We start from the raw sequence: 24,174 nt of genomic DNA on the forward strand, positions 1-24,174 counted from the left end.
GCACTATTCCTCCTTCCTGACGATAAATGCCATCATTCTTCCAGTTTGTCCATTGTCACGTCGATGGGAAAAAAATAAATCCTCGGCACAGCTTGTGCAATAATCGGACACTTGAATATTGGAAGCAAGTACTCCCTCTTTTATAAGCAATAGCCGATTTAGCTCTTTTAAATCAAGAGCATATTGTCCTAGACTGACTTCTCGATAAGGAAGATCTCTTTTTTCCCCTAATGCATTTTGTGCAGCATTCAACACGCGGTCATCTACAATGTAACAGCAGGAACCGATGGCTGGTCCAATCGCTACCATGATTTCCTGAAGCGGAATATGCTCACGCTCGCACCAAAGACGAACCATTTTGCCGGCGATATTTTTTACGGTTCCTTTCCATCCCGCATGGGCAACGCCGACCAGCCCATAGTTCGGTGCGGCAAAATAAAGTGGAACACAGTCAGCAAAGCAGAGAGCCAATAATAACTCCGCTTCGTTCGTATACAACCCGTCCGTCTGAGCAAGCGCTGTTTCCATATCCACTGCTCCTTTTCCGGCATCCTGCTTTGTTATTTTGGCAATATGTGAGTCATGCGTTTGCTCGCAGCATATCCATCTTGCTAGCGGAATTTGCAAAAGCTCTGACAGCTTTTGTCGATTGCGTACAACAGCAGGCTGAACATCTCCGACATGCAAACCAAGATTGAAGGTCGTAAACGGCTGCTGGCTGAATCCTCCTTGTTTGGTCGTAAAACCCGCCAGCACGTTCTGCCATTCTGTCAACATCAGCAATTCTTCGCCATCTTGATGAAAAATTTCTGGCATGAGTGTCATCCTCTTTGTAGATTTTTATCACTTTTTTTCCTATTTTATCATAGTTTGCTTATAGATGATAACCTTATTTATTCACTTTCGTTTAAACGGACTAAAATAACGTCGGCTCCAATCTTCACAATATTTTGCCACGGAATGACTGTTTCCGCCTCGCGGCCGAATAACCCGAGCACTTTGCCTGATCCCAAAATAATCAATGCATTAATTTGTCCTGTCTGTAAGTTGATATCAATATCACCGATATTCCCTAACTTTTTTCCGTTTGCGACATTCACAACATCTTTTGTTTGAAACTCAGAAATTTTGATCATATGAGTCCCCCGCTTTCATCATCTCTATAGATTGCCACCTCGGTAAAAACAGGCTGATCCGAACCATCCATATTTTTGATCGTGAAAAAACGGTCATGCTGCTCCTGCCCATCAGCGAAAATTCCTTGTGGTTTTTCCACAAACTTCCTAACATCAAAAAGACGAACCCTGAAAAAACAAACTTCATCATATATAAATACAACTTAACCCCCATGTAACCAGTGAATCATGATGCAAAAATAGATGTCTCAACAGCTTGAGCAAGTGATCATCGGATTTCACGAACAATCGGGCGACTGGCTTTTACACATCCGTTCGCATTTATGCACCGTAAGGACAATAACGGAATCTGCCACGAGTAATTGAAAGATTGGAACTGTTCAATCAAGAAAAGAGAATGGGCAATGTTTCGCAGGTCGGGAGTAAATATAATATTTTGTCTTTGCCGTACGAACGTATAAATCCATGCCCTCACATGAACTCCCCATCCATATAAATGATGAAGCCACATCATACACTAATATATATGATATGATGGCTCCTAGCTTTCCGAAAAAAAGAGCTGTTCTAAAATGAACAGCCCTTATACTTGAATATTTTTATTCATTTGACGAATCGCAGCTTTTTCCAATCTCGATACTTGTGCTTGTGAAATACCGATCTCTTCGGCCACTTCCATTTGCGTTTTTCCTTGGAAAAACCGTTTGCGAATAATCATTTTTTCCCGTTCATTTAAACGGCGCAGCCCTTCTTTTAATGCAATTTCCTCAATCCATTGGCTGTCGCGATTTTTTTCATCGCTTAGTTGATCCATGACATAGATAGGGTCGCCCCCATCATTATAAATCGGTTCAAATAAGGAAACAGGATCTTGAATCGCATCTAAAGCAAATACAACCTCTTCATGAGAAACCCCAAGGACATTGGCGATTTCCTCAGCTGTCGGTTCCTTTAGCGTCTCCCCTATTAATTTTTCACGCACTTGAAGCGCTTTATACGCAATGTCGCGCAACGAACGAGATACGCGAATCGGATTATTGTCGCGTAAATAGCGACGAATTTCCCCAATAATCATCGGAACCGCATACGTTGAAAATCTCACATTTTGACTTAAATCAAAATTATCAATCGATTTCATAAGACCGATGCAACCGACTTGAAACAAATCGTCCACAAACTCTCCACGGTTATTAAAACGCTGAATAACGCTGAGGACAAGACGCAAATTGCCATTCACAAGCTTCTCTCTTGCCTCTAAGTCCCCTTCATGCATCTTTTTAAACAGTTCTCTCATTTCCTCGTTTTTTAGTACCGGAAGCTTTGATGTATCTACACCACAAATTTCTACTTTGTTTCTTGTCAAGTCTTTCCCTCCTATCAGGAGATGCTGTCATTGTTCAGTATCTCCTTAGGAAGAAAAAATATGCACATGTCCCATTAAGGAAAAATGGGACATGTGCAATTTTTTACATCATCTTATTGAATTCCTTGCGCAATCGCTTAATAATTCGCTTTTCGAGACGTGATATGTAAGACTGTGAGATGCCAAGTAAATCGGCTACATCTTTTTGTGTTTTTTCTTCTCCGCCAGAAAGACCAAAGCGAAGCTCCATAATTTGTTTTTCACGATCACTTAACTGACGGAGTGCATTTAATAAAAGATGGCGATCCACATCTGCTTCTAAATCTTTTGTAATCACATCTTCTTCTGTTCCAAGTACGTCAGACAATAACAGCTCGTTTCCATCCCAATCAATGTTTAGCGGCTCGTCAAACGATACCTCTGATCTCACCTTATTATTGCGTCGCAAATACATGAGGATTTCATTTTCAATGCATCGCGAAGCATAAGTGGCTAACTTAATCTTTTTTTCAGGATTAAATGTATTGACCGCTTTAATGAGTCCAATAGTCCCAATGCTAATTAAATCTTCAATATTGATTCCTGTATTTTCAAATTTTCGCGCAATATAAACGACTAAGCGCAGATTTCTTTCAATCAGCAGCGATCGAGCCGTTTCATCCCCTAAGGAAAGCTTTTGCAGCAATTCCTCTTCCTCTTCTTTCGTGAGTGGTGGCGGTAGCGCTTCACTTCCTCCAATATAATAAATTTCATCGGTCTTGATTCCGAGTTTGATCAGCAACTTATACCATAAATGCAGAATTCGAAGTTTCCATCGTTTCATAAAAAATCCCCCTTCTAATTTAGATAAAGATGCGTATGATATAGTAACAACCCTATGAAGCGGTTAACCGTTTGCCCGCTTGAATCATTTTCGGATGCACAATGCATTGATATTCCCCGTCCGTCGATAAGCTTGCTTCATTTAAACCAACCAGTCCCTTCGACACTCGAATCCATTGTGCTTCATAGCGAATCATGATTTCATCTGGCTTAATAGCTAATAAAAATCTCTGCTCTTTTCCAATTACACGATAAGGAATGATTCGCAAGCGATTGGACCATTTTTCAAACATGGGATCATTTAACCATTGAAAATCGTCTTGTCGTTTAAATTGCTCAAGGATAAGCGGCGGCAATACATCTTTCATTTCATGGATACAGGTAATCATCACAGGCGTTTTTGTGATGGGATCATACAATTGATTTCCACTATCAATAAGCCCCTTCAGTGAAAGTGAAACATCATCAAAGATAAGCACAACATCCACAATGCTATCAAAACGTATTTTTTTCTCACGAATTCCGGCAATCCTCAAATGGGAAAACAACCATAAAAGCGGAAAGCCAACCAATACAAATAACCAGCTAACAGGATCTCCCGTTCCAAGCGAGTAGGTGGAGAGCATCCCTGTGGTCACTTGGATCTCATGCTGCAGAAAATAGTGAACAGCAATCATCCCTCCCCCAACCATAAAAGTAGCGAAGTAAAACGTAAATAAATTCTCGAAAAAATATCGAAACCGTTTAAAGCCAAATGATATCCAAACGATGATCAATGAGAACAATAACTTGCCAAGCGGTGTTTGTACATATGAAGAAAGCGGTGTAAACATCAAAATCACAAGAAGTGAGCCGATGAAAGCTCCTGCAACTATCCTCCACCATACGGCATTTCTTTTCAGGATAATCGCTGTTAACCAGAGCAGCAATCCGTCAAAGCAAAAATTTAATAACCAAATAACATCTAAATAAACGGTCAATCAGCTAGCCTCCTTTTACAAGGAACACGACAATCAATCTGAAAATAGTATATAGTACATCTTACTGGAAAGTCTGTCAATTTATGATGGTGAAAAAGTGAATTTTTTGTCAAAGGAAAACGAATAGCAGATCGAGAAAGTGCCGTAGGATTAAACTTCATATAGGCATGAACACCTGTCTAAGCCTTATTTACTTTGTCATAAAAAATTAAGATCTTCCACCTAATGCCCAAGTCATATTCATATGTTCACAGAAAAGCAAAAAGAGCATGAAACAGTGTTCATGCTCTTTTGTGAAGCTACATTTTGGCTTATTTTCTTTTTGCTTCAATTGAATGGGCAAGAATGAAAAAGAACGTTCCTACCCTTTTGCATTTTTAGCGGCGACGGTTGCGATTGCGCAGAAAAGCAGGGATATCAAGCGGATCTTCCACCTGTGAAGAGCGAAGCGAACCATAGTCTTGCACGGGCTCTTCACGTTTTTCACGCTTAACGGTCGTTGTCGCTTTTGGAGCGGTGCCAAAACCAGCGCGAACCGGACGAGAAGATGATGGTGTTTCGCTTTCATTGAACCCAGTGGCAATGACCGTCACGACAATTTCATCCTTTAAGTTTTCATTAATAACAGAACCGAAGATCATGTTTACTTCCTGATCGGAAGCCGAAGCCACAATATCCGCTGCTTCTTGCACTTCATATAGACTTAAGTTCGTGCCGCCAGTAATATTCATAAGCACTCCTTGCGCTCCGTCAATCGACGTTTCAAGAAGCGGACTTGAGATCGCTTTTTTGGCGGCTTCAGCCGCACGATTTTCACCGCTAGCGATACCGATTCCCATCAAGGCTGAACCTTTATTGGACATAATGGTTTTAACATCGGCAAAGTCAAGGTTAATTAAACCAGGAACGGCAATTAAGTCGGAAATGCCTTGCACCCCTTGCCGGAGTACGTTGTCTGCTTCACGGAACGCTTCAAGCATCGGCGTATTCTTATCCACGATTTCAAGCAGGCGGTCATTTGGAATCACGATAAGGGTATCGACTGCTTCCTTCATGGCTGCAATTCCATTAGCAGCTTGCATAGCCCGCTTTCTTCCTTCAAATGTGAAAGGACGTGTAACAACGCCAACTGTCAACGCTCCTAGCTCCTTAGCAATTTGGGCGATGACTGGGGCAGCCCCTGTTCCTGTACCGCCCCCCATTCCTGCGGTCACAAATACCATATCGGCTCCTTTTAGAGCTTCTTCAATTTGTTCTTTGCTTTCCTCTGCTGCTTTTTTTCCCACTTCTGGGTTTGCCCCCGCACCTAATCCGCGCGTCAGTTTTGCACCGATTTGCAGCTTAGTAGGAGCTTTCGATAAATTGAGCGCTTGTGCATCGGTGTTGACTGCGATAAACTCCACACCTTGTACGCCATGTTCAATCATCCGATTTACAGCGTTGTTTCCGCCGCCGCCAACACCGATGACCTTAATAGTTGCTAACTGATCAACAGTAGTATCAAACTCCAACATGACAAATCCTCCTAATAATTCGATCTCTACTCAAAGAAATAACCGAAAAATTTTTTCATTTTTTGTCCTAAATTTTCATCTTTACTTTTTTGTTTTGCTTTAGAAGGCTGTTGTTTAGGAAGCCGTTTTTCTGGCGTTTCCACCGTTGCAGCCACCGGAACTCCTCGTCCCTGCAGCTTGGCATGCCGATAAGCAAATTTAATCAATCCTACTCCCGTTGTATACTGCGGATCGCGCACGCCGATATAATCAGGAATCGCGATGCGTACACTATTCCCCAGCATGTCCTGGGCCAGTTCTAAAATTCCCGGCATGTTGGCGACTCCACCTGTCAAAACATAGCCGCCTGGCAAATCACGAAAGCCTAGCTTACGAGTTTCTTGGAATATAAGCTGAAAAATTTCTTCAAGCCTCGCTTCAATAATATCAGCAACATCAAGCTGAGTAAACTGCTGATGCTGATCCGTGCCGATGATTGGGACACTGAAAATCTCTTCTTCTGAGGCGAGATCATAAAAAGCATGTCCATGTTTAAGCTTAATTTTTTCGGCATCTTCTGTCGAAGTTCTAAGACCGATCGAAATATCTTTTGTAATATGGTCGCCTCCAACAGGAAGAACAGCGGTTGCCCGTAAAAACCCTTGCTCAAAAATAGCGACGGTTGTGGAGCCGCCACCGATGTCTACTAAAGCGACACCCAAATTTTTCTCATCCTTTGATAAGGCAAGCGAACCAGCCGCCAACGGCTGCAAACAAATATCACTTATTTCCAAGCCTGCTCTCTCCACACAACGAAGCAGGTTATGTAATACTGTTTTGGCTCCCGTAATCATCGTTCCTTCCATTTCAAGACGCACCCCGATCATCCCACGAGGATCGCTAATCCCATCAAGACCATCGACTATAAACTGCTTCGGGATGACACCGATGATTTCTCGATCTGGAGGAATCGAGACAACTTGGGCAGAGTCAATGACACGAGCTACATCTTCATCCGTAATTTCCCGGTTTTCACTGGAAACAGCGACAATGCCATGACAATCTTGCAGCTGCACATGGTTGCCGTTGACCCCGACAACGACCCTGTTGATTGTTAACCCAATCATTCGTTCTGCTTGATCAATTGCCCGCTTAATTGAATGTACGGTTTCATCTATATCAACAATGGAACCTTTTTTGAGCCCTTCAGATTTCACATTTCCAACGCCAATGATATTCAATGATTCATTTAGCATTTCTCCAATAATAACCTTAACACTGGATGTACCGATGTCAAGACTAACAACGATTTCATTGCTGTTCATTCTTTGGCACCTCCTTTAACAACTAACATATCGACGAATTGAACAGCTGGCAACAAGTTTTGTTTCATATATTCAACATATCAAGAAGCATTCCCTTTCATTAAAATGAACTTTTTAGGATTTTTCTCGTTTTTCCATCCATTTTGCGAGCCAAATCCGGCGAATGACAGCGATGTTTTGAAACAATCGAACCCCAAAAGCAAACACAGCTGCTAAATACAAGTCTACACCAAGATAAACACCGAGAAAAGCTAAACTTGCGGCTAAAATAATATTAAAAAAGAAACCTGTAAAAAAAACATTTTCATCATATACATTTTGCAAATGAGCGCGAATGCCGCCAATGAGTGTATCAAAGGCTGCGAGAATGGCAATCGATAAATAATTTGCGTATTCAGCAGGAATGCGCCAATCGGTTGAAAATCCTAACACAATCCCAATAATGAAGCCGATGACCGGAAGCCACATGCTATTTTTCCTCCTTTTCGGCTTTTACTGTTTGCATATAGCGAACGCGCCATTGTCCGTTATATTTAGGAATAGAGACTGCTGGCATCGGCTCTGAAACAGTAATTTGCAAATTTTCTGTAACAAAATCATCATAAATGGTGGATACTTTTAGATGATTGTATAGCGTCGTCACATCATCGGAAATAACCTTCACCTGTATTGGCAATGAAGAAATGGATTTCTTTCCAATCTTCGTTACACCGTTTACTTCACGAATTGCCGTTGTATTGGCAAGACGTTCATCAGCAACAGCAATCTCCTTGGCGCCGTACATATTCAACTCATTGATCAACCTCTTTAACAGCTCTGGAGAAATCGTGTATGTAATAGGCCCCACATAATCTTCCGGATAAAACGGTTCGATTGTCAAAACGACTCCTGGCCCCGTCGTCTCCGTCAATCCCGCCTCTTTCCTCAGTTCCTCCACCGTTTCTTGAAGCGTAGCTGCTTGGTTTCCGGCGGGATTTTGCAGGTAATTTTGAATTTTTTCATCATTGCGGCGAATTTCTAGTAAAAGCTGTTGCTCCAGCTGCTGCTCCTTTTTTAAATCTTGACGCAGCTGCCAAATATCCCGCGTATCGCGCACAGCAGGTTGCTTAGTTGTTTGCACCTGAATCGCAAGCATAAACCCGATAATCGCCATAATCACTGTAAAATGAACCAGCTTTTTTCGTACCAACGCGCTTCACCAAACTTTCTATTTTTACTCACGGTTTGTATGAAAAATCGGATCTAGTGTGATATCATCCTTTTGCTGAATATCAACAACAACATGGTCCCCTGTTAATTGATCCTTCACACCTCCGGCAATAGTAAGCGCTGAGGCAAGCACGTTGGAGTCGCCAATCGCAGAAATGGTAAAGGGAGCTGAATGCTGTGTCCCATCTACTTCAATAACAGGACCGTTGCAAACAATATAGGAGCGGTGTGAAATCCGTTGCCCGTTGATGGCAATCGCCTCTGCCCCAGAGATGAGCAGTTCATGCACTACTTTTAATACATGTTGCTCATGAACGATGTAGTTGGTCGCGCTTTGTTCGCTTGGAATATAAGAAGCATCTGAAAGCGTGACTTCAACCCCAGCTCCTCTGACCTTCACTTTTCCGATGTACATCCGCAATTGTTCTGCTTCTGTTGCTAAATCGCTATATGCCTTTTTTTTATCGGCAAGTGAAGCCTCCATTTTCCGCACTTTTTCCTGCTTGCTCATCAGTTCTGCTTTCAGCTTTTGGTTTTCTTTTTGCGATTGAATCAGCAATTGTCTGTATTCATATTCCTTATTCCATTGCTTATCAGTGATCGTCCGTTTTTCAACACGACTTTTTGTATATTCGTAGGAAAAGGAAAGCATAAACCCTAAAACAAGACAGACCAAGGAAAGGATGACATAATTACCGCGCACTACTTTCATTGTCATCGTCATCCTCCTTTTTTGGTTGATCATAAGCTTTAAAGTAGTTGCTGACCTCTAAATGAATTACACCTTTTACATTCGGATCAAGCTTCTTAACAATCTCAGGATAAAGAAGCATTTTTTCCGCAAAATTTTTGACACTCGCACTTACCTCGAATCCGTCATTCATATAAACGGTAATGTGATAGCGATCTTCATCGCTCGGCGCATAGTGGATTTCAGAAATAGCGCTTAATATGTATGGAGGCAGTTTGGCTAGCTGACCTGCCATGTCTTGAATATCTTCTCCTCTTTTCCAATCCACTAAAATTGGGGCATCGCTTAATACCGTTTTTGGAGCATTTTTCATTAAAATTTGACCGTTCTCAAGAAGGGGAAAGAACGTCTGTTTATGTTCAATGTAAGCAACCCGTCTGCGTTCTTTTATGTAAAGTACAATTGTATTGGGGAATTTTTTTTGCATTTCTACTTGTTTGATTTCCGGATGCTCTTCAATCGCCTGTTTAATTTTTTCTTCTTTTACTTTCCAAAAGCTTGTCCCATTCGCTAAACCGCTCAGTTGAATAATTTTTTCACTTGAAATATGTTGATTTCCTTTTATTTCAATATGCTTGACATAGCTTAAGGGTGATTGAAAATAAACAATACATAAAATAAGCATAAAAAAGAAGACAATGTAAATGGTTAATCGGCGATTGACTTTTTGCCTGCGCCGCTTCTTTAGTTTAGGAACACGTTCTTCGAGAACGACGACTTTACCTTTTTCCAATTTGCTCACCGCTTTCTGACACTTACAAAACAATAAAACAAACGGCATTTGTCTATGCCGTTAGTTTTTGAAGCAAATCTGTTTTTATTATAGCACAATATTGGAAAATAAGGTGATCTAATTTTCTAGGACTTACGACCAATAATCTCCACTTCTGTCTTCATTTCGATGCCGTATAGCTGCTGAATCGTCTTTTTCACATGAGCAATCAAATCCAATACGTCTTGAGCTTTCGCGTTCCCGGCATTTACAATAAAGTTTCCATGCTGCTCAGAAATTTTGGCGCCACCGATCGCATATCCTTTTAATCCCGCTTTTTCAATCAACTGGCCCGCATAATGTGGGAGAGGATTCCGAAAAACGCTTCCAGCACACGGATAATCCCACGGTTGCGTCTCGCGGCGGTAGTCTTTATTTTTTTGCATTTTCGCTACAATGCTTTCCCTTTCTCCCTTTTTCAATTCTAATACCGCTGCAATACAAATTCCAGGGCGCTTCTTTTGCAAAACGGAGGTTCGATAAGAGAACTCCATTTCTTCTTTACTTAACCATTCAATCGTTCCATCAGGAAACAAAACCTGTGCCTTTTGCAAAATATGCGACATATCCGAGCCGTGCGCCCCCGCATTCATATAAACAGCACCGCCGACTGAACCAGGAATTCCCCCAGCAAACTCTAAGCCTGATAACCCTTGCCTGCTGACGGTCGTTGCCAATTTAATTAAAGAATATCCTCCACCAACGGTTACTTCCTCTTCATGAATGGTCAGCTCAGCAATCCCGTCTCCTAATTTAATGACAACACCTTCAATCCCTTCATCCGCTACAAGCAAGTTAGAGCCACGTCCAATCACTCGCCAATTTACATGATGCTTTCGAATAATTTCCATTACTTTTTTTAGGCTTTCGATGCTGTCTGGCTCTACAAACACATCAGCTGGTCCGCCGATTCGAATCGTTGTGTGGCGGGCAAGCGGCTCCTTTTCTCTCACTTTTCCAATATTCGCTTGAGTGAATTCTTTGATGAGCTGTTCCACGGATTTCCTCCCCTTTCCTGTATTTCTTGTTGTCCTGATGATGGATCATCATGATCTTTTTTCCTGTCCACTACTGTCCACAAACAAAACGAGAGGGGCCGCCTCCCTAAGAAATTAGCTTAGAGAACCTCCCCTTTTCTCGTTCATTAATATCGGGCATGTTTACTGATATTCAACAAAACTCCAATCGCCATCAGCATCAAAGTCAGCGACGAGCCGCCGTAGCTTAAAAATGGCAAGGTAATTCCCGTTACTGGCATCAGTCCTGTTACTACCCCGATATTAATCATCACTTGAATTGCGATCATCGAAATAATTCCGATCGCTAAAAATGTTCCATATAAATCAGGAGCTCCAAAAGCGATGCGCACTCCTCTCCAAAGGAGCAAGCTAAACAATAACAGCACGAGTGAACCGCCAATAAATCCCAGTTCCTCCGCCAAAATCGCAAAAATAAAATCGGTTTGCGGTTCAGGTAAGTAAAAAAACTTTTGCCTGCTTTGTCCTAGTCCTAACCCTAGCAGTCCACCCGGCCCAATCGCATAGAGCGACTGAATCATTTGAAAGCCGCTGCCAAGCGGATCTTCCCAAGGATTTAAAAAGGAGGTGATTCGTTTGATTCGATAAGGAGCCGATAAAACAAGACCAGCAAAGCCAGCCAAGCCTATCATTCCAAGGCCGACAAAATGGCTGATGCGAGCTCCAGCAACGAAAATCATCGTAATACAAGTACCCACCATCACCGTTCCTGTTCCTAAATCGGGCTGCAACATAATCATGCCAAATGCTGAAAAGACAAGGGCTAAAGCAGGGAGTAATCCTTTTTTAAATAATGTAATCTTTTTTTGATTTTCGGACAAATACTTGGCCAAGAAGGCTGCCATCGCCAGTTTCATAAATTCAGATGGCTGAATGGAAAATGCCCCTACACCAATCCAGCTGCGCGAGCCATTGCGCACTACTCCAACTCCTGGAATCAGCACAAGCACAAGCAGCACAAAACATATAATCAGCAAAACTTTTGACCAGTCGCGCCAGACCCAATAATCGACATTCATAATAAAAAACATCGCTGCAATTCCTACACAAGCAAATAACAGCTGGCGCTTAGCAAAGAAAAAAGAATCGTGAAACTTATATTCTGCCCATACAGCGCTGGCACTATAAACCATGATTAGCCCGATTGCTAGCAGCAGAAACGTCAGCAATAGAAGTAAAAAATCAGGCGCAGACTTTTTTTGAGACACTGCCCAACACCTCAGCTTTTATGAACGGTATGTCCTTTCTATTCAAGCTTATGCACTGCGCTTATAAAAATGTCTCCTCTTTGTTCAAAAGTTTTATATTGATCCCAGCTTGCACATGCTGGTGACAACAAAATAATATCGCCAGGCTTCGATATCTCATAAGCAACAGGTACAGCTTTTTCCACATTATCGACATGATAAACCGTTTCTATTCCTGCCTGTTTCGCTACCCGCTCTAACTTTTGTGCCGTTTGTCCAAATAAAATAACGGCTTGAACCTGTTTAAGATAAGGGATCAAGTCATCGAATTCATTGCCGCGATCCAATCCTCCCGCAAGAAGAATGACTCGCTGATCACTAAAAGCAGATAACGCTTTTTGCGTTGCCAATATATTGGTTGCTTTGGAGTCATTAAAAAATTTTCTACCGTTCACAGTGCCTACGTATTGGAGGCGGTGTTTCACTCCAGTAAAGGTTGTTAGTACGCGGGCAATGGCCGCGTTATCTGCGCCTACTAGCTTCGCTGCTGCTACAGCCGCTAATATATTTTCTAGATTATGTTTGCCAGGCAACACAATATCTGATAGGGCGATCACTTTTTCGCTGTTCCAGTAGACTGCCTGATCTTTCACATAAGCGCCGCTATTTAATGGTTTGGTAGTGGAAAAAAATATTTTCGTTGCGCTCGATGCCTCAGCGAGCTTCATGACCCATTCGTCATCTGCATTCACGACAGCATAATCGCTTTCTGTTTGATTTTTTAGCAAATTTCCTTTCGCTTGTGCGTATGCTTCCTTCGTTCCATGATAATCCAAATGCGCATCAAAAATGTTAAGAAGCACAGCAATGCGGGGACGAAACGCTTCAATCCCCATCAGTTGGAATGAAGACAGCTCAGTGACAACCCAATTGTCTTCATGAGCCGTTTTGGCTACTTCACACGCCACCATTCCGATATTACCCGCAATCAACGGTTTTTTGCAAGCTTCTTTTAGCATTTCGTAAATCAGTGTAGTGGTGGTCGTTTTGCCATTCGAGCCCGTAATGCCGATAAACGGAGCTTCACAAATGGCATAGGCAAGCTCGACTTCTGTTATGATCGGCAGTCCTTTCTCAAGTGCTTTGGCTACCATTGGATTGGTATATGGAATTCCAGGATTTTTCACCACCAAATCAAATGGTTCATCAAGGAGACCAAGCGGATGCCCTCCGCAAATCACACGAATTCCCTTCTCATGTAACTGCTTTGCTGTTTCGTTTTCATCCAGCGGCTTTTGATCATTAACGGTCACGCTTGCTCCAAGCTCATGAAGCAGCATAGCCGCTGCGAGACCGCTTTTCGCCAAACCAATCACTAACACTCGTTTCCCCTGATACATCGTTACTTGTTTCAATTACATCCACACCTCGATATAGATTCCGAGTATTGCTAACAATAAGCCAATCGCCCAGAATGTGACAACAACGCGCCACTCAGACCATCCAATGAGCTCGTAATGGTGATGCAACGGACTCATGCGAAATACTCGTTTTCCTGTTGTTTTAAATGAAATAACTTGAATAATCACTGATAATGTTTCAATCACAAACACGCCGCCGATAATCGCAAGCAATAGCTCTAATTTCGTTAATATCGCAACAGTGGCAATCGCTCCTCCTAACGCAAGAGAGCCGGTATCGCCCATAAACACTTTAGCTGGATGGGCATTAAACACAAGAAATCCAAGAACAGCCCCAACGACAGCAACGCTAAAAATAGCTACATCATATTGTTGCTGGTTCCATGCAAGAACAGCATAGGCGCCAAAGGCAATCGCTGCCGTTCCCGACAACAAACCGTCGAGCCCATCCGTTAAATTGACGGCATTTGAGCCAGCCACAAGCATAAAAACAAGAAATACGATATATCCCCATCCTAAATCAAATGATAGATGGGTTCCTGGAATATGTAGCGCTGTGGAAAAATTTTGCTGGTGATAAACCATATAAAACACAAAGGCGATCAGGAGCTGCCCTGTTAATTTTTGCTTGCTTGTTAACCCCAGATTCCGCTTCATGACAACTTTAATAAAGTCATCAATAAAGCCAAGCAGTCCATATCCTATGGTAACAAATAAAAGCAAATAGGTCTCGATCGTGATATGGGAAAATTTTTTCGTCATGAAAAACGTTGTAATCACAATCGAGAGCAAAATCATCATTCCGCCCATCGTCGGCGTGCCAGATTTTTTGTGGTGCGTTTTTGGTCCTTCTTCACGTATGCTCTGCCCAAACTTTAATCTTCGTAAAAACGGAATAAAAAAAGGAGATAGCAGCACCGTAATGAAAAAAGCTGTTACAATTGAAAATATCATCACTTGTTCTAACATGACGGCTCACATCCTTCTTTCTCTTGAGCACCGAACCATTTTTGTTTCAGTTGCTGTAATTCATTTATTACCGCTATATCATATGAATGATTTTGTTCAATATGATGCTGCGGAGCGTCAATGGTCAATAAAAATTGCGTTTCTTTATTGTCCGCTTTTTTTAACGGCAAATACATTTCTAATATGGAAGCTAACGCCTTCAGCTCAGAAGGGACGAAAAAAATTGGAAACTGATTTGGAATGTAAGACGGCAATGTTCCGCCATTTTTCCAAAGAGAAGCAATCGCCCCTTGCTCAATAGCCACTTTTAGCTCCCATTCTGTTCCTGCTAGCGGAACAAATAGTCCTTTTTCTGCCTTGCAATAAGGATTCGTAAAAACGGTGCGAAATTCAAGCGCATTGTCGACAATCCCTCTTGTTAAAGGAAATAATTGCTTGACCATTTGATAAGTTAGCATTCTCCATTTCGCTCCTTAATGGCTTCGCGGGCAACGATGCGGTCATCAAAGTGCAGCACTTGATTTCCAATGATCTGATAGGTCTCATGGCCCTTTCCAGCAATTAAAATGACATCATCCTTTTGTGCGTGTTCTACTGCATAACGAATCGCTGCTTTGCGATCTGCGATTGAGATATATCGCTTGCCCGCAACTCCTTTTTCCATGTCATGTAAAATATCTTCCGGTCGCTCGGAACGGGGATTATCAGATGTAAAAATCGCTGTATCCGCATATTTTACGGCAATTTGAGCCATTAACGGACGCTTGGCACGATCTCGATCCCCGCCGCAGCCGACAACCACATAAATATTCCGTTTAGCGAATTGCCGAATGGTTTTTAACACATTTTCTAAGCTGTCTGGAGTATGTGCATAATCAACAATAACAGTAAAATCTTGCCCTTCATTCACTGTTTCAAAACGCCCCGAAACGCCTGATATTTCTTCTAGCGCCTCAGCAATCGTAGACAACGAGAGTCCCGAAGCAAGGCAGGCAGAAGCAGCGGCTAATATATTATACACATTAAAACGGCCGATCAGCTTCGTGCAAATTCGCACCGTTTCATCTGGTGTCACTAAATCAAATTTCATTCCGTTTGGCGACATTTCAATCTGCTTCGCCAGAATATCGCTGTCTTGATCAATCCCATACGTAATAACCGTAGCGGCTGTCATATGTTTATAGTATTCAGACGACGGATCATCTTGGTTAAGAATCGCAAATTTCGGCCGTTGATGATCAAAACGATTGCCGAGTTGAGCAAATAACAAACCTTTTGCCAAGCGATATTCTTCCATTGTACGATGGTAATCTAAATGATCCTGTGTTAAATTTGTAAACACCGCGATATCATAATCGCATCCGTGAACACGCCCCATATGCAACGCATGCGAAGACACTTCCATGATCGCCGTATCAATCTCTTCCTCCACCATTTGCTTAAACGTTCTTTGTAATACAAGAGCGTCAGGAGTCGTGTTTTTCACATCATAAGTTTTATCGCCAATTTTTATATGCATGGTTCCAATCAAACCTGTTTTCTTTCTCGCCTTTCGAAACACATAATCGATAAGGTGAGTCGTCGTCGTTTTTCCATTTGTGCCTGTCACTCCGATCAGATGTAGCTTATGCGTCGGTTGACCATAAAAAGCATCTGCCAGCACTGCTAACGCTCGTTTGCTGTCGCGGACAAGAATCACAGGTACGGAAACATCAACTTCACGCTCTGCTATAATCGCCACTGCCCCGTTTTCTACAGCTTGCTGGGCAAAATCGTGACCATCAACCGTAAATCCTTTAATACAAATAAACAGAGCACCTTTTGTTACCTTTCGGGAATCCATCTCAATCGATGTTACAGTCGGATTTTCGCCGACATATGTACCTAAATGATGCAAATAAGAAAGCAATGTTCGCAGTTCCATCTTGTTCATTCCTCTCGTTTAAATTCCCTCATAAAGAGAATTGTCAGTCGATTTGGCCAAAAAACGGAAAAGAAGGGAGCACCGATGTCCCTCCCTTGTCCTGTATGCCATCATCATGCTGATATCCAGTTAATCAATGGCAGGCAAAATCGTCATTACGTACGGATCAAAGAATGCAAGCAGCCAGCAAAAACAAATGAATGTTTCGCTGACTCCCTCGCGCAAAAATACCAATCACAAACGATACGCTTATTCACCGGCTCAACGAAGGCTAGATTTCGTGCCCAAATATACGCGAATCGTTGAGCCTTCCTTCACCTTAACCCCCGGCTTCGGTGCTTGATCAATGACGACATCGCCTTCTCCACTAACATCTAATTTTAAATCAAATAGCTGTTGTTGCAAGTCATTTTTTGTCAAACCTGACAAATCTGGAACTTCCACCATTTTTGTATCATTCCAAGCAAGCTCTTTTTCAATTTGTCCTTTCCGTGGTTTTACACCGATTGTACGCAAACTATCTTCCATAATTTTCCCTACAATTGGCGCAGCAACCACTCCACCGAATTGAACCGTTCCCTTTGGATGGTCAACCGCTACATATACAACCAGCTTTGGATCATCGGCCGGAGCAAAGCCAATAAAAGACACAATATAGTTATCTTTCAAATAGTGACCATCTTTCGCCTTTTGCGCTGTTCCCGTTTTGCCGCCTACACGATAGCCTTCCACAAACGCACCTTTTCCCGTTCCTTGAGCAACCACACTTTCCAGTGCATAACGAACTTGTTTCGATGTTTCCTCGGAAATAACCCTTCTTTTTTCCTTCGGGGTATTACGGCTGATCACCTTTCCGGTTTCCGGGTCCACCCATTCTTTAGCAATGTAAGGAGTATATAAAATACCGCCATTCACAGCAGCCGAAACAGCAGCCACTTGTTGGATCGGCGTAACTGAAACCCCTTGGCCAAAAGCTGTTGTCGCCTGTTCAACAGGTCCTACATTTTTTAAATCAAATAAAATGCCGGTCCCTTCTCCTTGTAAGTCAATACCTGTCTTTTCTCCAAAGCCGAACGCTTTAATATACTCAAACAACTTCTCTTTTCCTAGTCGCTCACCAAGCTCGACAAAACCCGGGTTGCATGAGTTTTGCACGACCTCTAAAAAGGTTTCAGAGCCGTGTCCCCCTTTTTTCCAGCAGCGCAATGTGGCCCCGGCGACTTTGACATAACCTGGATCATAAAAGTGATCTTTTAACAGATTCACTTTTTTCTCTTCAAGAGCTGCTGCCAGTGTAATAATCTTGAATGTAGACCCCGGTTCATATGTGCTCCAGACCGGCAAATTGCGATTATAAATTTCCGATGGCACATTGCGATAGTTCGCTGGATCAAACGTAGGACGGCTCGACATCGCTAGCACTTCGCCTGTATTAGGATCCATAACAATCGCAATAATGCCATCTGGATTATATTTCGTTTCAGCGATATCTAATTCTCGTTCTACAATCGTTTGAATACGCGAATCAATCGTTAGCTTTAAATTTAATCCATCCGTTGGCGGCGTGTAGTGATCGGCCATATTCGGCATTCTCTTTCCTTTTGCATCCGAATAAAACTCAACAGAGCCCTCCTGGCCTTTTAGTTCTTTATCATAATACAGCTCAAGGCCGGTTAAACCTTGATTATCAATTCCCGTAAAGCCAAGCACATGTGATAAGTAGCTGCCGAACGGATAATACCGCTTCGTATCCTCTGCAATATAAACGCCTTTTAAATTCAATTCTCTAATTTCTTTTGCTTTCTCATTGGAAATTTTTCTTCCTTCAGGAATCCGTTCGATCAATGTTTGTTTTGTCACATGCTTATACGCTTCCTCAACTGGCATATTTAGGGCTTTGGCCAGCTTTTGAGCTGTATCTGATGGATTTTCAACCTGTCTTGGTATCACATAAACAGTTGGAGCGCTCATATTAGTTGCTAGCGGAACGCCATTGCGATCTAAAATCTCTCCACGCTTCGGTTCAAATGGAATATTTCGGCTCCATGAATTTTTGGCTTTTTGCGCCAATGCATCTCCAATGAATAATTGGACATACCCTAAGCGAGTATCAATAATCGCAAAAACCAGCACCCCGACCAGCAACACAATGGCAAGCCGTTTGCGAACCGTAACATTTGAAACACGCATACGATGGGAACCTCCCTTATAATAGGCTCGTTCCACTATATGCTTGTACGTTTATTTATAGAACGCTTGAAAATGGATGATATGACACCTTTACTGCACAGGCTGAAAGAGAAGCTATTTGAGTTTCGACTGTCTTGAGCATCATCATTTTTAATCAACCGGCTGCTTTTTCTTTTCGTCCTTCTTCTCTTTTTGCTGGTTGATCCGATCCTTCCATTTGTCCGGTTCAGCTAGCTCAACAATTAAATAGTCATTCGCTTTGACAACCGTTTTTGGTCGAATGCTTTGTGTAATGACATAACCGCTCCCTTTTATGCTCGGATTGAGCTGCAGCAGCTCGGCTGCTTTCATGACATCACGCAATGACCAGCCATTTAAATCTGGCATCGTAGCTGTTCCATCCGTTTTTAAAACGACACGTTCATGAATGATCGTTTCGTCTCCTGCTGAAGGAAGCTGGGCTGCTATTTTTTCTCCATTTCCAATCACGACAGGCTGCAGCCCCTTGGCTTTCAAATCTTGCACGGCTTCATTCACCGGCCAGCCATGATACGACGAAAGTTCTATTCCTTTTTTACTAGAAGTCGTTTTCTCTGTTTCCTCCGAAGCAGGACGGATATTTAAATATTGCAGACTATTTTTCATCACACTGTTAAAAATCATCGAAACAGGTGCGGCTCCTGTTTCTGTATAGGAAAGCTTTGGCTGTTGAACCGCTACATACATTAATAGCTTTGGATCTTCCTTCGGCGCCATTCCTAAGAAAGAGAAAATGTAATTTTCATAGCCTGTCAAATAACCACCTTTTGGAGATGGAATTTGTGCCGTCCCCGTTTTTCCGGCTACATGGTACCCTTCAATTTGATAAGGACGGCCTGTTCCTTTTTCTGATGTCACAACCGTCTCCAGTATATCCAACACCTTCTCTGAAGTTTCCTTCGTAATCGGCTCTCCGACGACCTCTGGCTTATTTTGCATCACCACTTTTTTCGTATCCGGATCGATAATGCGGTCAACAATATACGGCTTCATCATTTTTCCGTCGTTCGCAATCGCTGTAGCCGCCTGAATTTGCTGGATCGGAGTGATGGATGTTCCCTGTCCAAACGCGGTTGTCAGCTTTTCAATGGGATATCGATACAGAATATTTCCTATTCCTTCTCCCGGTAGGTCAATTCCCGTCTTTTCATGAAAGTGGAAGCGATGCAAATATTGCAAAAAGCGATCCTCTCCCAACTTTTCCTTAACGAGTTTTGCAAAGGCTACGTTTGAAGAGCGCTGAACGCCTTCATTAAACGTAATAACACCCCATCCTACTTTATTATGGTCACGAATCTCATTTTTTCCCACTCGATAAGATCCAGAGCGATAGAGCTCATTCCCGTTATAAACGCCTTCATTAATAGCGGCCGCCAAAGTAAACACCTTCATCGTCGATCCCGGTTCATAAGGATAAGAAATCGCATCGTTTAAGTAGTTGGTAATGTTGCGCTTATTCGGATCAAAGCTTGGTCTTGTTCCCATTGCCAAAACCTCTCCTGTTTTCGGATTAACGACAATGGCAATGATTTTTTTCGGCTTGTATTGCTTTTCGACTTGATTCATGGCGTCTTCTAAAAACGTTTGGATTTTTTGGTCGATTGTTAAATATACCTCATCTCCATTATCCGGAGGAACAATCTTTTCTTTTGTATCCGGCAGCCGAAATCCTTCCTTATCACTTTGATAAAAAACATAACCATCTTTTTCATGCAAATAGCGGTTTAAGCTTTTTTCAATTCCCATTGCTCCTGCTGTTTTGCCCGTATCCTCTTCTTTTTGAGCATAACCGATTACATAAGAGGCGAATGTGCCGTTTGGATAAAATCTTTTCGTGTCACGAATGAAGCCGATTCCCGGCAGTTTGAGCGCTTCAATCTTTTTCTTGAGCTCATAACTGATGTTGCGCCCTTGTGCCCCAAACTCTACCTGCTTTGCCTTTTTAGTTAAGATGCTTTTAACTTCGCTGACCTCCATATGTAACAGCGGGGCTAATTTTTGCGCTGTCCTATCAGGATCCACTACATGTTTTGGATCTTTAGGATCGGTCGTCATCTTTGGATCAAGCACCGCTACAAGAGTATATGAAGGGGTATCTTCCGCCAGCACTTCTCCATTCCGATCCAAAATGGTGCCACGCTTAGCCTCGATGGTCCGCTTCTGCTCATATTTTTGCTCCGCCTTTACTGCCAAGACCTGTCCGTCTGCCTTGCCTGTTGTCTGCAACTGAACGAACCGAAAAAGTAACACAAAAAAGAGCAGGCTAAATATTCCAAACAATAATGCCGCTCCTTTATGCGTATTCTTATGCTTTTTGTAAGCCATCGTCCATCATTCCTGTACAACCTTTACGTTATTTTCGTTTAATGTGAGGCCTAGCTCCTTGGCTTTCTCCAAAATCCGTTCATACGTGCTAAGCTGCTGGACTTCTACATACAAATCATTGTTGCGCTTTTTCTGCTCATCCATTGTCCCTTCAAGTTGCTGAATATGCTTATTGACTTGATAAATCGTGACTTGATTGGAAATGATTTTGACAGACGAATAAAAGGCAAATAGCAAGAACGAGAATAAAACGATTTTCTCGCCAAGCGTGAGGCGAAGCTTCAACTTTCGTTTTGGTTTCGCCTGCGGACGGACCGATGAATGCTGTTGTTGCTTCTCTTGAACTTTGACAGCTGTATTACTCACATTTTCCCCTCCTTAAAAATTCTGTCCTTTTATAGCTTCTCTGCAATGCGCAGCTTGGCAGAACGTGCTCGATTGTTTTCCCCTATTTCCTTTTCTGAAGGAATAATAGGCTTTTTGGTAATGATCTTTAATTTTGGACGATATTCTTCTGGAATCAATGGCAATCCGGGAGGGAGCTTGGGCCCTTCACTCGCTTCCTTAAACGCCGTTTTGCAAATGCGGTCTTCTAACGAATGAAAGGTGATCACGCTCACTCGTCCTCCAGGTTTCAACAGATCAATCGCTTGAGTAATCGCTTCTTTAAATGCTTGCAATTCATCATTGACCGCAATACGTATAGCCTGAAAAATTCGTTTGGCCGGGTGTCCTCCGCTTCTTCGGGCTGGCGCAGGAATCGCTTCTTTTATGAGTTCCACCAGCTCCCCGGTCGTCTCAATGGGCTTCTGCTGCCGGAATGCTTCAATTTTTCTGGCGACTTGTTTTGAAAATTTCTCCTCACCATATTGGAAAAAAATATGTACAAGCCGTTCATATGGCCAGTGATTCACAATTTCATATGCAGTGAGCGACTCCTCTCGATTCATCCTCATATCGAGCGGTGCATCATAATGATAGCTAAAGCCGCGTTCTGGCGTATCTAATTGCGGGGAAGATACTCCCAAATCAAATAAAATTCCATCCACTTCGTAAATGCTGTGTTCAGCTAGTTTTTCCGCTAAAAAGCGAAAATTGCTTTTAATAAATACGACCTGCTTCTCATACTGCGCTAATTTTCTTTTGGCATGCTCAATCGCCGTTGTATCTTGGTCAAACGCGAACAGCCTTCCTTGCGTCGAAAGCTGCGAAAGCAAGTATTCGCTATGTCCGCCGCCGCCAAGCGTACAATCGACGTAAATGCCGTCCGGATTGATTCGCAGGCCATCTACTGTTTCTTTTAATAAGACTGTTGTATGCTTAAACACAGCCTCACCACCTTTTTCATGATGTATGCTCTATGTAAGTAGCCGTTTATTTATTATACAACAAAACAAAACAATTTTTTAGGCTTTTTCTGTAAAAATACGTCTATTTCCGCATCTTTTTGTCGCATTCCGTCTAACCCCCCTCCAATCAAAACAATCGTTCGCTTTTCCACCTGATTTTCTTGAATTGTTTTTCTCTGTACTATTCTTGTCCCCAAAAAAAAATCCTGTACAAAACAGGATTTTTCGTTCGACTCTTTCTGTTATAGATATACAATTTTATGCAAACCATTCCATTTATATTTGACATTCATCAGACGTTCGACAAAATCAAATCCGTATTTATTAATGTAATAAAAAATGTTCCAGACTCGCTCTTGTGGCGCTTGATTCGGGAACAGCGACATTTCAATGCGGGCAAATTTGCGCAGTTCCACCTCATATTTTCTCTCAATCGAGCGATGCAATGTTTGGTGAAGAAAATCGATCTGTGATTGAATAAAAGCGGCATTTTTCGCCAATACATCCGTTAAACCGCGATCAATCTCCACCCCTATCTCCCTCAGCGGCCGATGAATTTCTTCAATTTCTTCTTTAGCACGGGCAATCATCTCATCAAGCGGGTATTGGACTTGACGCGCGTACCATTCTGATTTAGCTTGCTCGATCTGTCCTTGCAACACATCAAACACGGTCATTCCAACTTCACGCAAATCGGTGTCAATCGAACGCTCGACAAGTGTAATATTGAATCTTGGAACAACAGGCGGCATCGCATAACCAAATAACGAAAACGCTTCCTTTAATTCTGCCCAATACGCAATTTCCCCTGGACCAGCGATAAAGGCGAGGGTTGGAAACAAGAATTCCTGCATAAGCGGTCTCGTCACCACATTATTGCTTAGCTGATGCGGTGAGCGTTTCGCCATTTGCAATAGCTCTTCCTTCTTCCATACGATCTCATTTTTTTTGCTTCGGAAATATTCTCCATTCTCCTCTGCTTCCAGCAACAATCTTTCCTTTCCGTCATAGTAAAAGAGATTGGCTGATCGCGGATGAATATCGAGCGTCTTGCGATATCCCAGTTCTTCCAATCGTTTTTGCTGGTATATGACTGCTTCTGTTACCTCACTGTAGCGTTCAATCAGCGATGCAAAAAATTCACTTTCAACGACTCTTAGCGATTCATCAGCTGCATTTACGACTACAAGTCCTTCTGAAGCAAATAACCGGAGAACAATCTGGGCAAAGAAGTCCACAAAAGTATTGGCTTGCTCTACACAATTCTCTAAAAAATGGAGCAGTTTATCTGTCGTTTCTGTCTCTCCATACGTTTCTATCACTTGCTGAATCCATTCGATACAGATTTGCCGATCAATCGGCAATTGAGCAACCATTCGCTTTTCCCGCACTGCATGCGGATATGTATGCTTTTTGATTTTTCCTTGATCAACTACATAAACATGATCCACTTCTGCAATATCGTGGTCTTCTCCAGCCATCCAAAACACCGGCACAACCGGAACTCCCAATTGCTCCTCCTGTTCTTTCGCTAGTTGAATAATGGTCATCATTTTATAAATGGTATAAAGCGGACCGGTTAGCAACCCCGTTTGCTGTCCTCCGATGACAACTACGCTAGATGGATTCAACAGTTTTTGAATATTGGCCATCGTCCGTTCACTCGCCTGGAGCGCTTGATGATAAGAAAGCAAATGATCCACCAATCTTTGGCGCGGGTACGTTCGCCTGCTTAGATCGCTCAAGCGCTTTGCAAATACGTCCTCCGCGCGAACGTCGTATGCAAATCCAGCATCCATTGGAAACGTTCCCGCTATGTAATCCGATGCTAGCGACGTCGTCGCTTGTAAAGGAAATTCATATATCTCCATACTTGAAAACT

At 42.4% G+C, this 24,174-nt stretch carries 22 protein-coding genes; all 22 read right to left on the reverse strand.

All coding sequences use genetic code 11. The features are described 5' to 3' along the window. Positions 1–3 precede the first annotated feature (3 nt). The gene (pgeF, locus tag GGQ95_RS02470) at positions 4–816 is read right to left on the reverse strand and encodes a peptidoglycan editing factor PgeF (RefSeq protein WP_066147151.1); all 813 of its coding nucleotides are present in this window, start codon (positions 814–816) and stop codon (positions 4–6) included. Positions 817–893: 77 nt separating this feature from the next. After that, the gene (locus tag GGQ95_RS02475; RefSeq protein WP_044746581.1) at positions 894–1,136 is read right to left on the reverse strand and encodes a YlmC/YmxH family sporulation protein; all 243 of its coding nucleotides are present in this window, start codon (positions 1,134–1,136) and stop codon (positions 894–896) included. Positions 1,137–1,719: 583 nt separating this feature from the next. Beyond that, positions 1,720–2,499, reverse strand: coding sequence for an RNA polymerase sporulation sigma factor SigG (gene sigG, locus GGQ95_RS02480; RefSeq protein WP_044746582.1), 780 nt, complete (start codon positions 2,497–2,499; stop codon positions 1,720–1,722). 103 nt (positions 2,500–2,602) lie between these two features. Beyond that, complete coding sequence (gene sigE / locus GGQ95_RS02485; protein ID WP_044746583.1) at positions 2,603–3,322, reverse strand: RNA polymerase sporulation sigma factor SigE; 720 nt, start codon at positions 3,320–3,322, stop codon at positions 2,603–2,605. A 52-nt stretch (positions 3,323–3,374) separates the two neighbouring features. Further along, positions 3,375–4,301, reverse strand: coding sequence for a sigma-E processing peptidase SpoIIGA (gene spoIIGA / locus GGQ95_RS02490; RefSeq protein WP_066147149.1), 927 nt, complete (start codon positions 4,299–4,301; stop codon positions 3,375–3,377). 377 nt (positions 4,302–4,678) lie between these two features. Further along, on the reverse strand, positions 4,679–5,815 hold the full coding sequence (ftsZ, locus tag GGQ95_RS02495; RefSeq protein ID WP_044746585.1) for a cell division protein FtsZ: 1,137 nt from the start codon (positions 5,813–5,815) through the stop codon (positions 4,679–4,681). A gap of 26 nt (positions 5,816–5,841) precedes the next feature. Continuing rightward, positions 5,842–7,119, reverse strand: coding sequence for a cell division protein FtsA (gene ftsA / locus GGQ95_RS02500; RefSeq protein WP_044746586.1), 1,278 nt, complete (start codon positions 7,117–7,119; stop codon positions 5,842–5,844). A gap of 114 nt (positions 7,120–7,233) precedes the next feature. After that, positions 7,234–7,587 carry a small basic family protein gene (locus GGQ95_RS02505; RefSeq protein WP_066147147.1) on the reverse strand — a complete coding sequence of 118 codons (354 nt, stop codon included), beginning with the start codon at positions 7,585–7,587 and terminating at the stop codon, positions 7,234–7,236. A gap of 1 nt (position 7,588) precedes the next feature. After that, positions 7,589–8,308, reverse strand: coding sequence for a DUF881 domain-containing protein (locus GGQ95_RS02510; RefSeq protein ID WP_044746588.1), 720 nt, complete (start codon positions 8,306–8,308; stop codon positions 7,589–7,591). Positions 8,309–8,332: 24 nt separating this feature from the next. Beyond that, entirely contained in the window at positions 8,333–9,040 is a 708-nt protein-coding gene (locus GGQ95_RS02515) for a DUF881 domain-containing protein (RefSeq protein WP_066147709.1), read from the reverse strand. Then, positions 9,021–9,860, reverse strand: a complete 840-nt coding sequence (locus GGQ95_RS02520; RefSeq protein ID WP_066147145.1) for a cell division protein FtsQ/DivIB — start codon at positions 9,858–9,860, stop codon at positions 9,021–9,023. The genes GGQ95_RS02515 and GGQ95_RS02520 overlap by 20 nt, the downstream gene beginning before the upstream one ends. Positions 9,861–9,937: 77 nt before the next feature. Beyond that, positions 9,938–10,849 (reverse strand): UDP-N-acetylmuramate dehydrogenase, encoded by a 912-nt coding sequence (gene murB, locus GGQ95_RS02525; RefSeq protein ID WP_066147143.1) that lies wholly within the window; start codon positions 10,847–10,849, stop codon positions 9,938–9,940. 146 nt (positions 10,850–10,995) lie between these two features. Continuing rightward, complete coding sequence (gene spoVE / locus GGQ95_RS02530; RefSeq protein WP_066147141.1) at positions 10,996–12,096, reverse strand: stage V sporulation protein E; 1,101 nt, start codon at positions 12,094–12,096, stop codon at positions 10,996–10,998. Positions 12,097–12,134: 38 nt separating this feature from the next. Then, positions 12,135–13,490, reverse strand: coding sequence for a UDP-N-acetylmuramoyl-L-alanine--D-glutamate ligase (gene murD, locus GGQ95_RS02535; protein WP_066147139.1), 1,356 nt, complete (start codon positions 13,488–13,490; stop codon positions 12,135–12,137). Beyond that, positions 13,491–14,465 (reverse strand): phospho-N-acetylmuramoyl-pentapeptide-transferase, encoded by a 975-nt coding sequence (mraY, locus tag GGQ95_RS02540; protein ID WP_066147137.1) that lies wholly within the window; start codon positions 14,463–14,465, stop codon positions 13,491–13,493. Then, entirely contained in the window at positions 14,459–14,923 is a 465-nt protein-coding gene (locus tag GGQ95_RS02545) for a hypothetical protein (protein ID WP_066147135.1), read from the reverse strand. Before GGQ95_RS02545 ends, mraY begins: the two co-directional genes overlap by 7 nt. Next, the gene (locus GGQ95_RS02550; protein ID WP_159719578.1) at positions 14,917–16,389 is read right to left on the reverse strand and encodes a UDP-N-acetylmuramoyl-L-alanyl-D-glutamate--2,6-diaminopimelate ligase; all 1,473 of its coding nucleotides are present in this window, start codon (positions 16,387–16,389) and stop codon (positions 14,917–14,919) included. The genes GGQ95_RS02545 and GGQ95_RS02550 overlap by 7 nt, the downstream gene beginning before the upstream one ends. 261 nt (positions 16,390–16,650) lie before the next feature. Beyond that, a complete protein-coding gene (locus GGQ95_RS02555; RefSeq protein WP_066147132.1) occupies positions 16,651–18,579 on the reverse strand; it encodes a stage V sporulation protein D in 1,929 nt (642 codons plus the stop codon). Positions 18,580–18,729: 150 nt separating this feature from the next. Continuing rightward, the gene (locus GGQ95_RS02560) at positions 18,730–20,943 is read right to left on the reverse strand and encodes a penicillin-binding protein (RefSeq protein WP_066147129.1); all 2,214 of its coding nucleotides are present in this window, start codon (positions 20,941–20,943) and stop codon (positions 18,730–18,732) included. A 6-nt stretch (positions 20,944–20,949) separates the two neighbouring features. Beyond that, positions 20,950–21,309 (reverse strand): cell division protein FtsL, encoded by a 360-nt coding sequence (gene ftsL / locus GGQ95_RS02565; RefSeq protein ID WP_066147127.1) that lies wholly within the window; start codon positions 21,307–21,309, stop codon positions 20,950–20,952. A 29-nt stretch (positions 21,310–21,338) separates the two neighbouring features. After that, positions 21,339–22,271, reverse strand: coding sequence for a 16S rRNA (cytosine(1402)-N(4))-methyltransferase RsmH (rsmH, locus tag GGQ95_RS02570; protein ID WP_159719577.1), 933 nt, complete (start codon positions 22,269–22,271; stop codon positions 21,339–21,341). 263 nt (positions 22,272–22,534) lie between these two features. Next, entirely contained in the window at positions 22,535–24,163 is a 1,629-nt protein-coding gene (gene bshC, locus GGQ95_RS02575) for a bacillithiol biosynthesis cysteine-adding enzyme BshC (RefSeq protein ID WP_183186293.1), read from the reverse strand. Between the last annotated feature and the right edge of the window lie 11 nt (positions 24,164–24,174).

The organism is Anoxybacteroides rupiense, assembly GCF_014196195.1.
Classification (GTDB): Bacteria; Bacillota; Bacilli; order Bacillales; family Anoxybacillaceae; genus Anoxybacteroides; species Anoxybacteroides rupiense.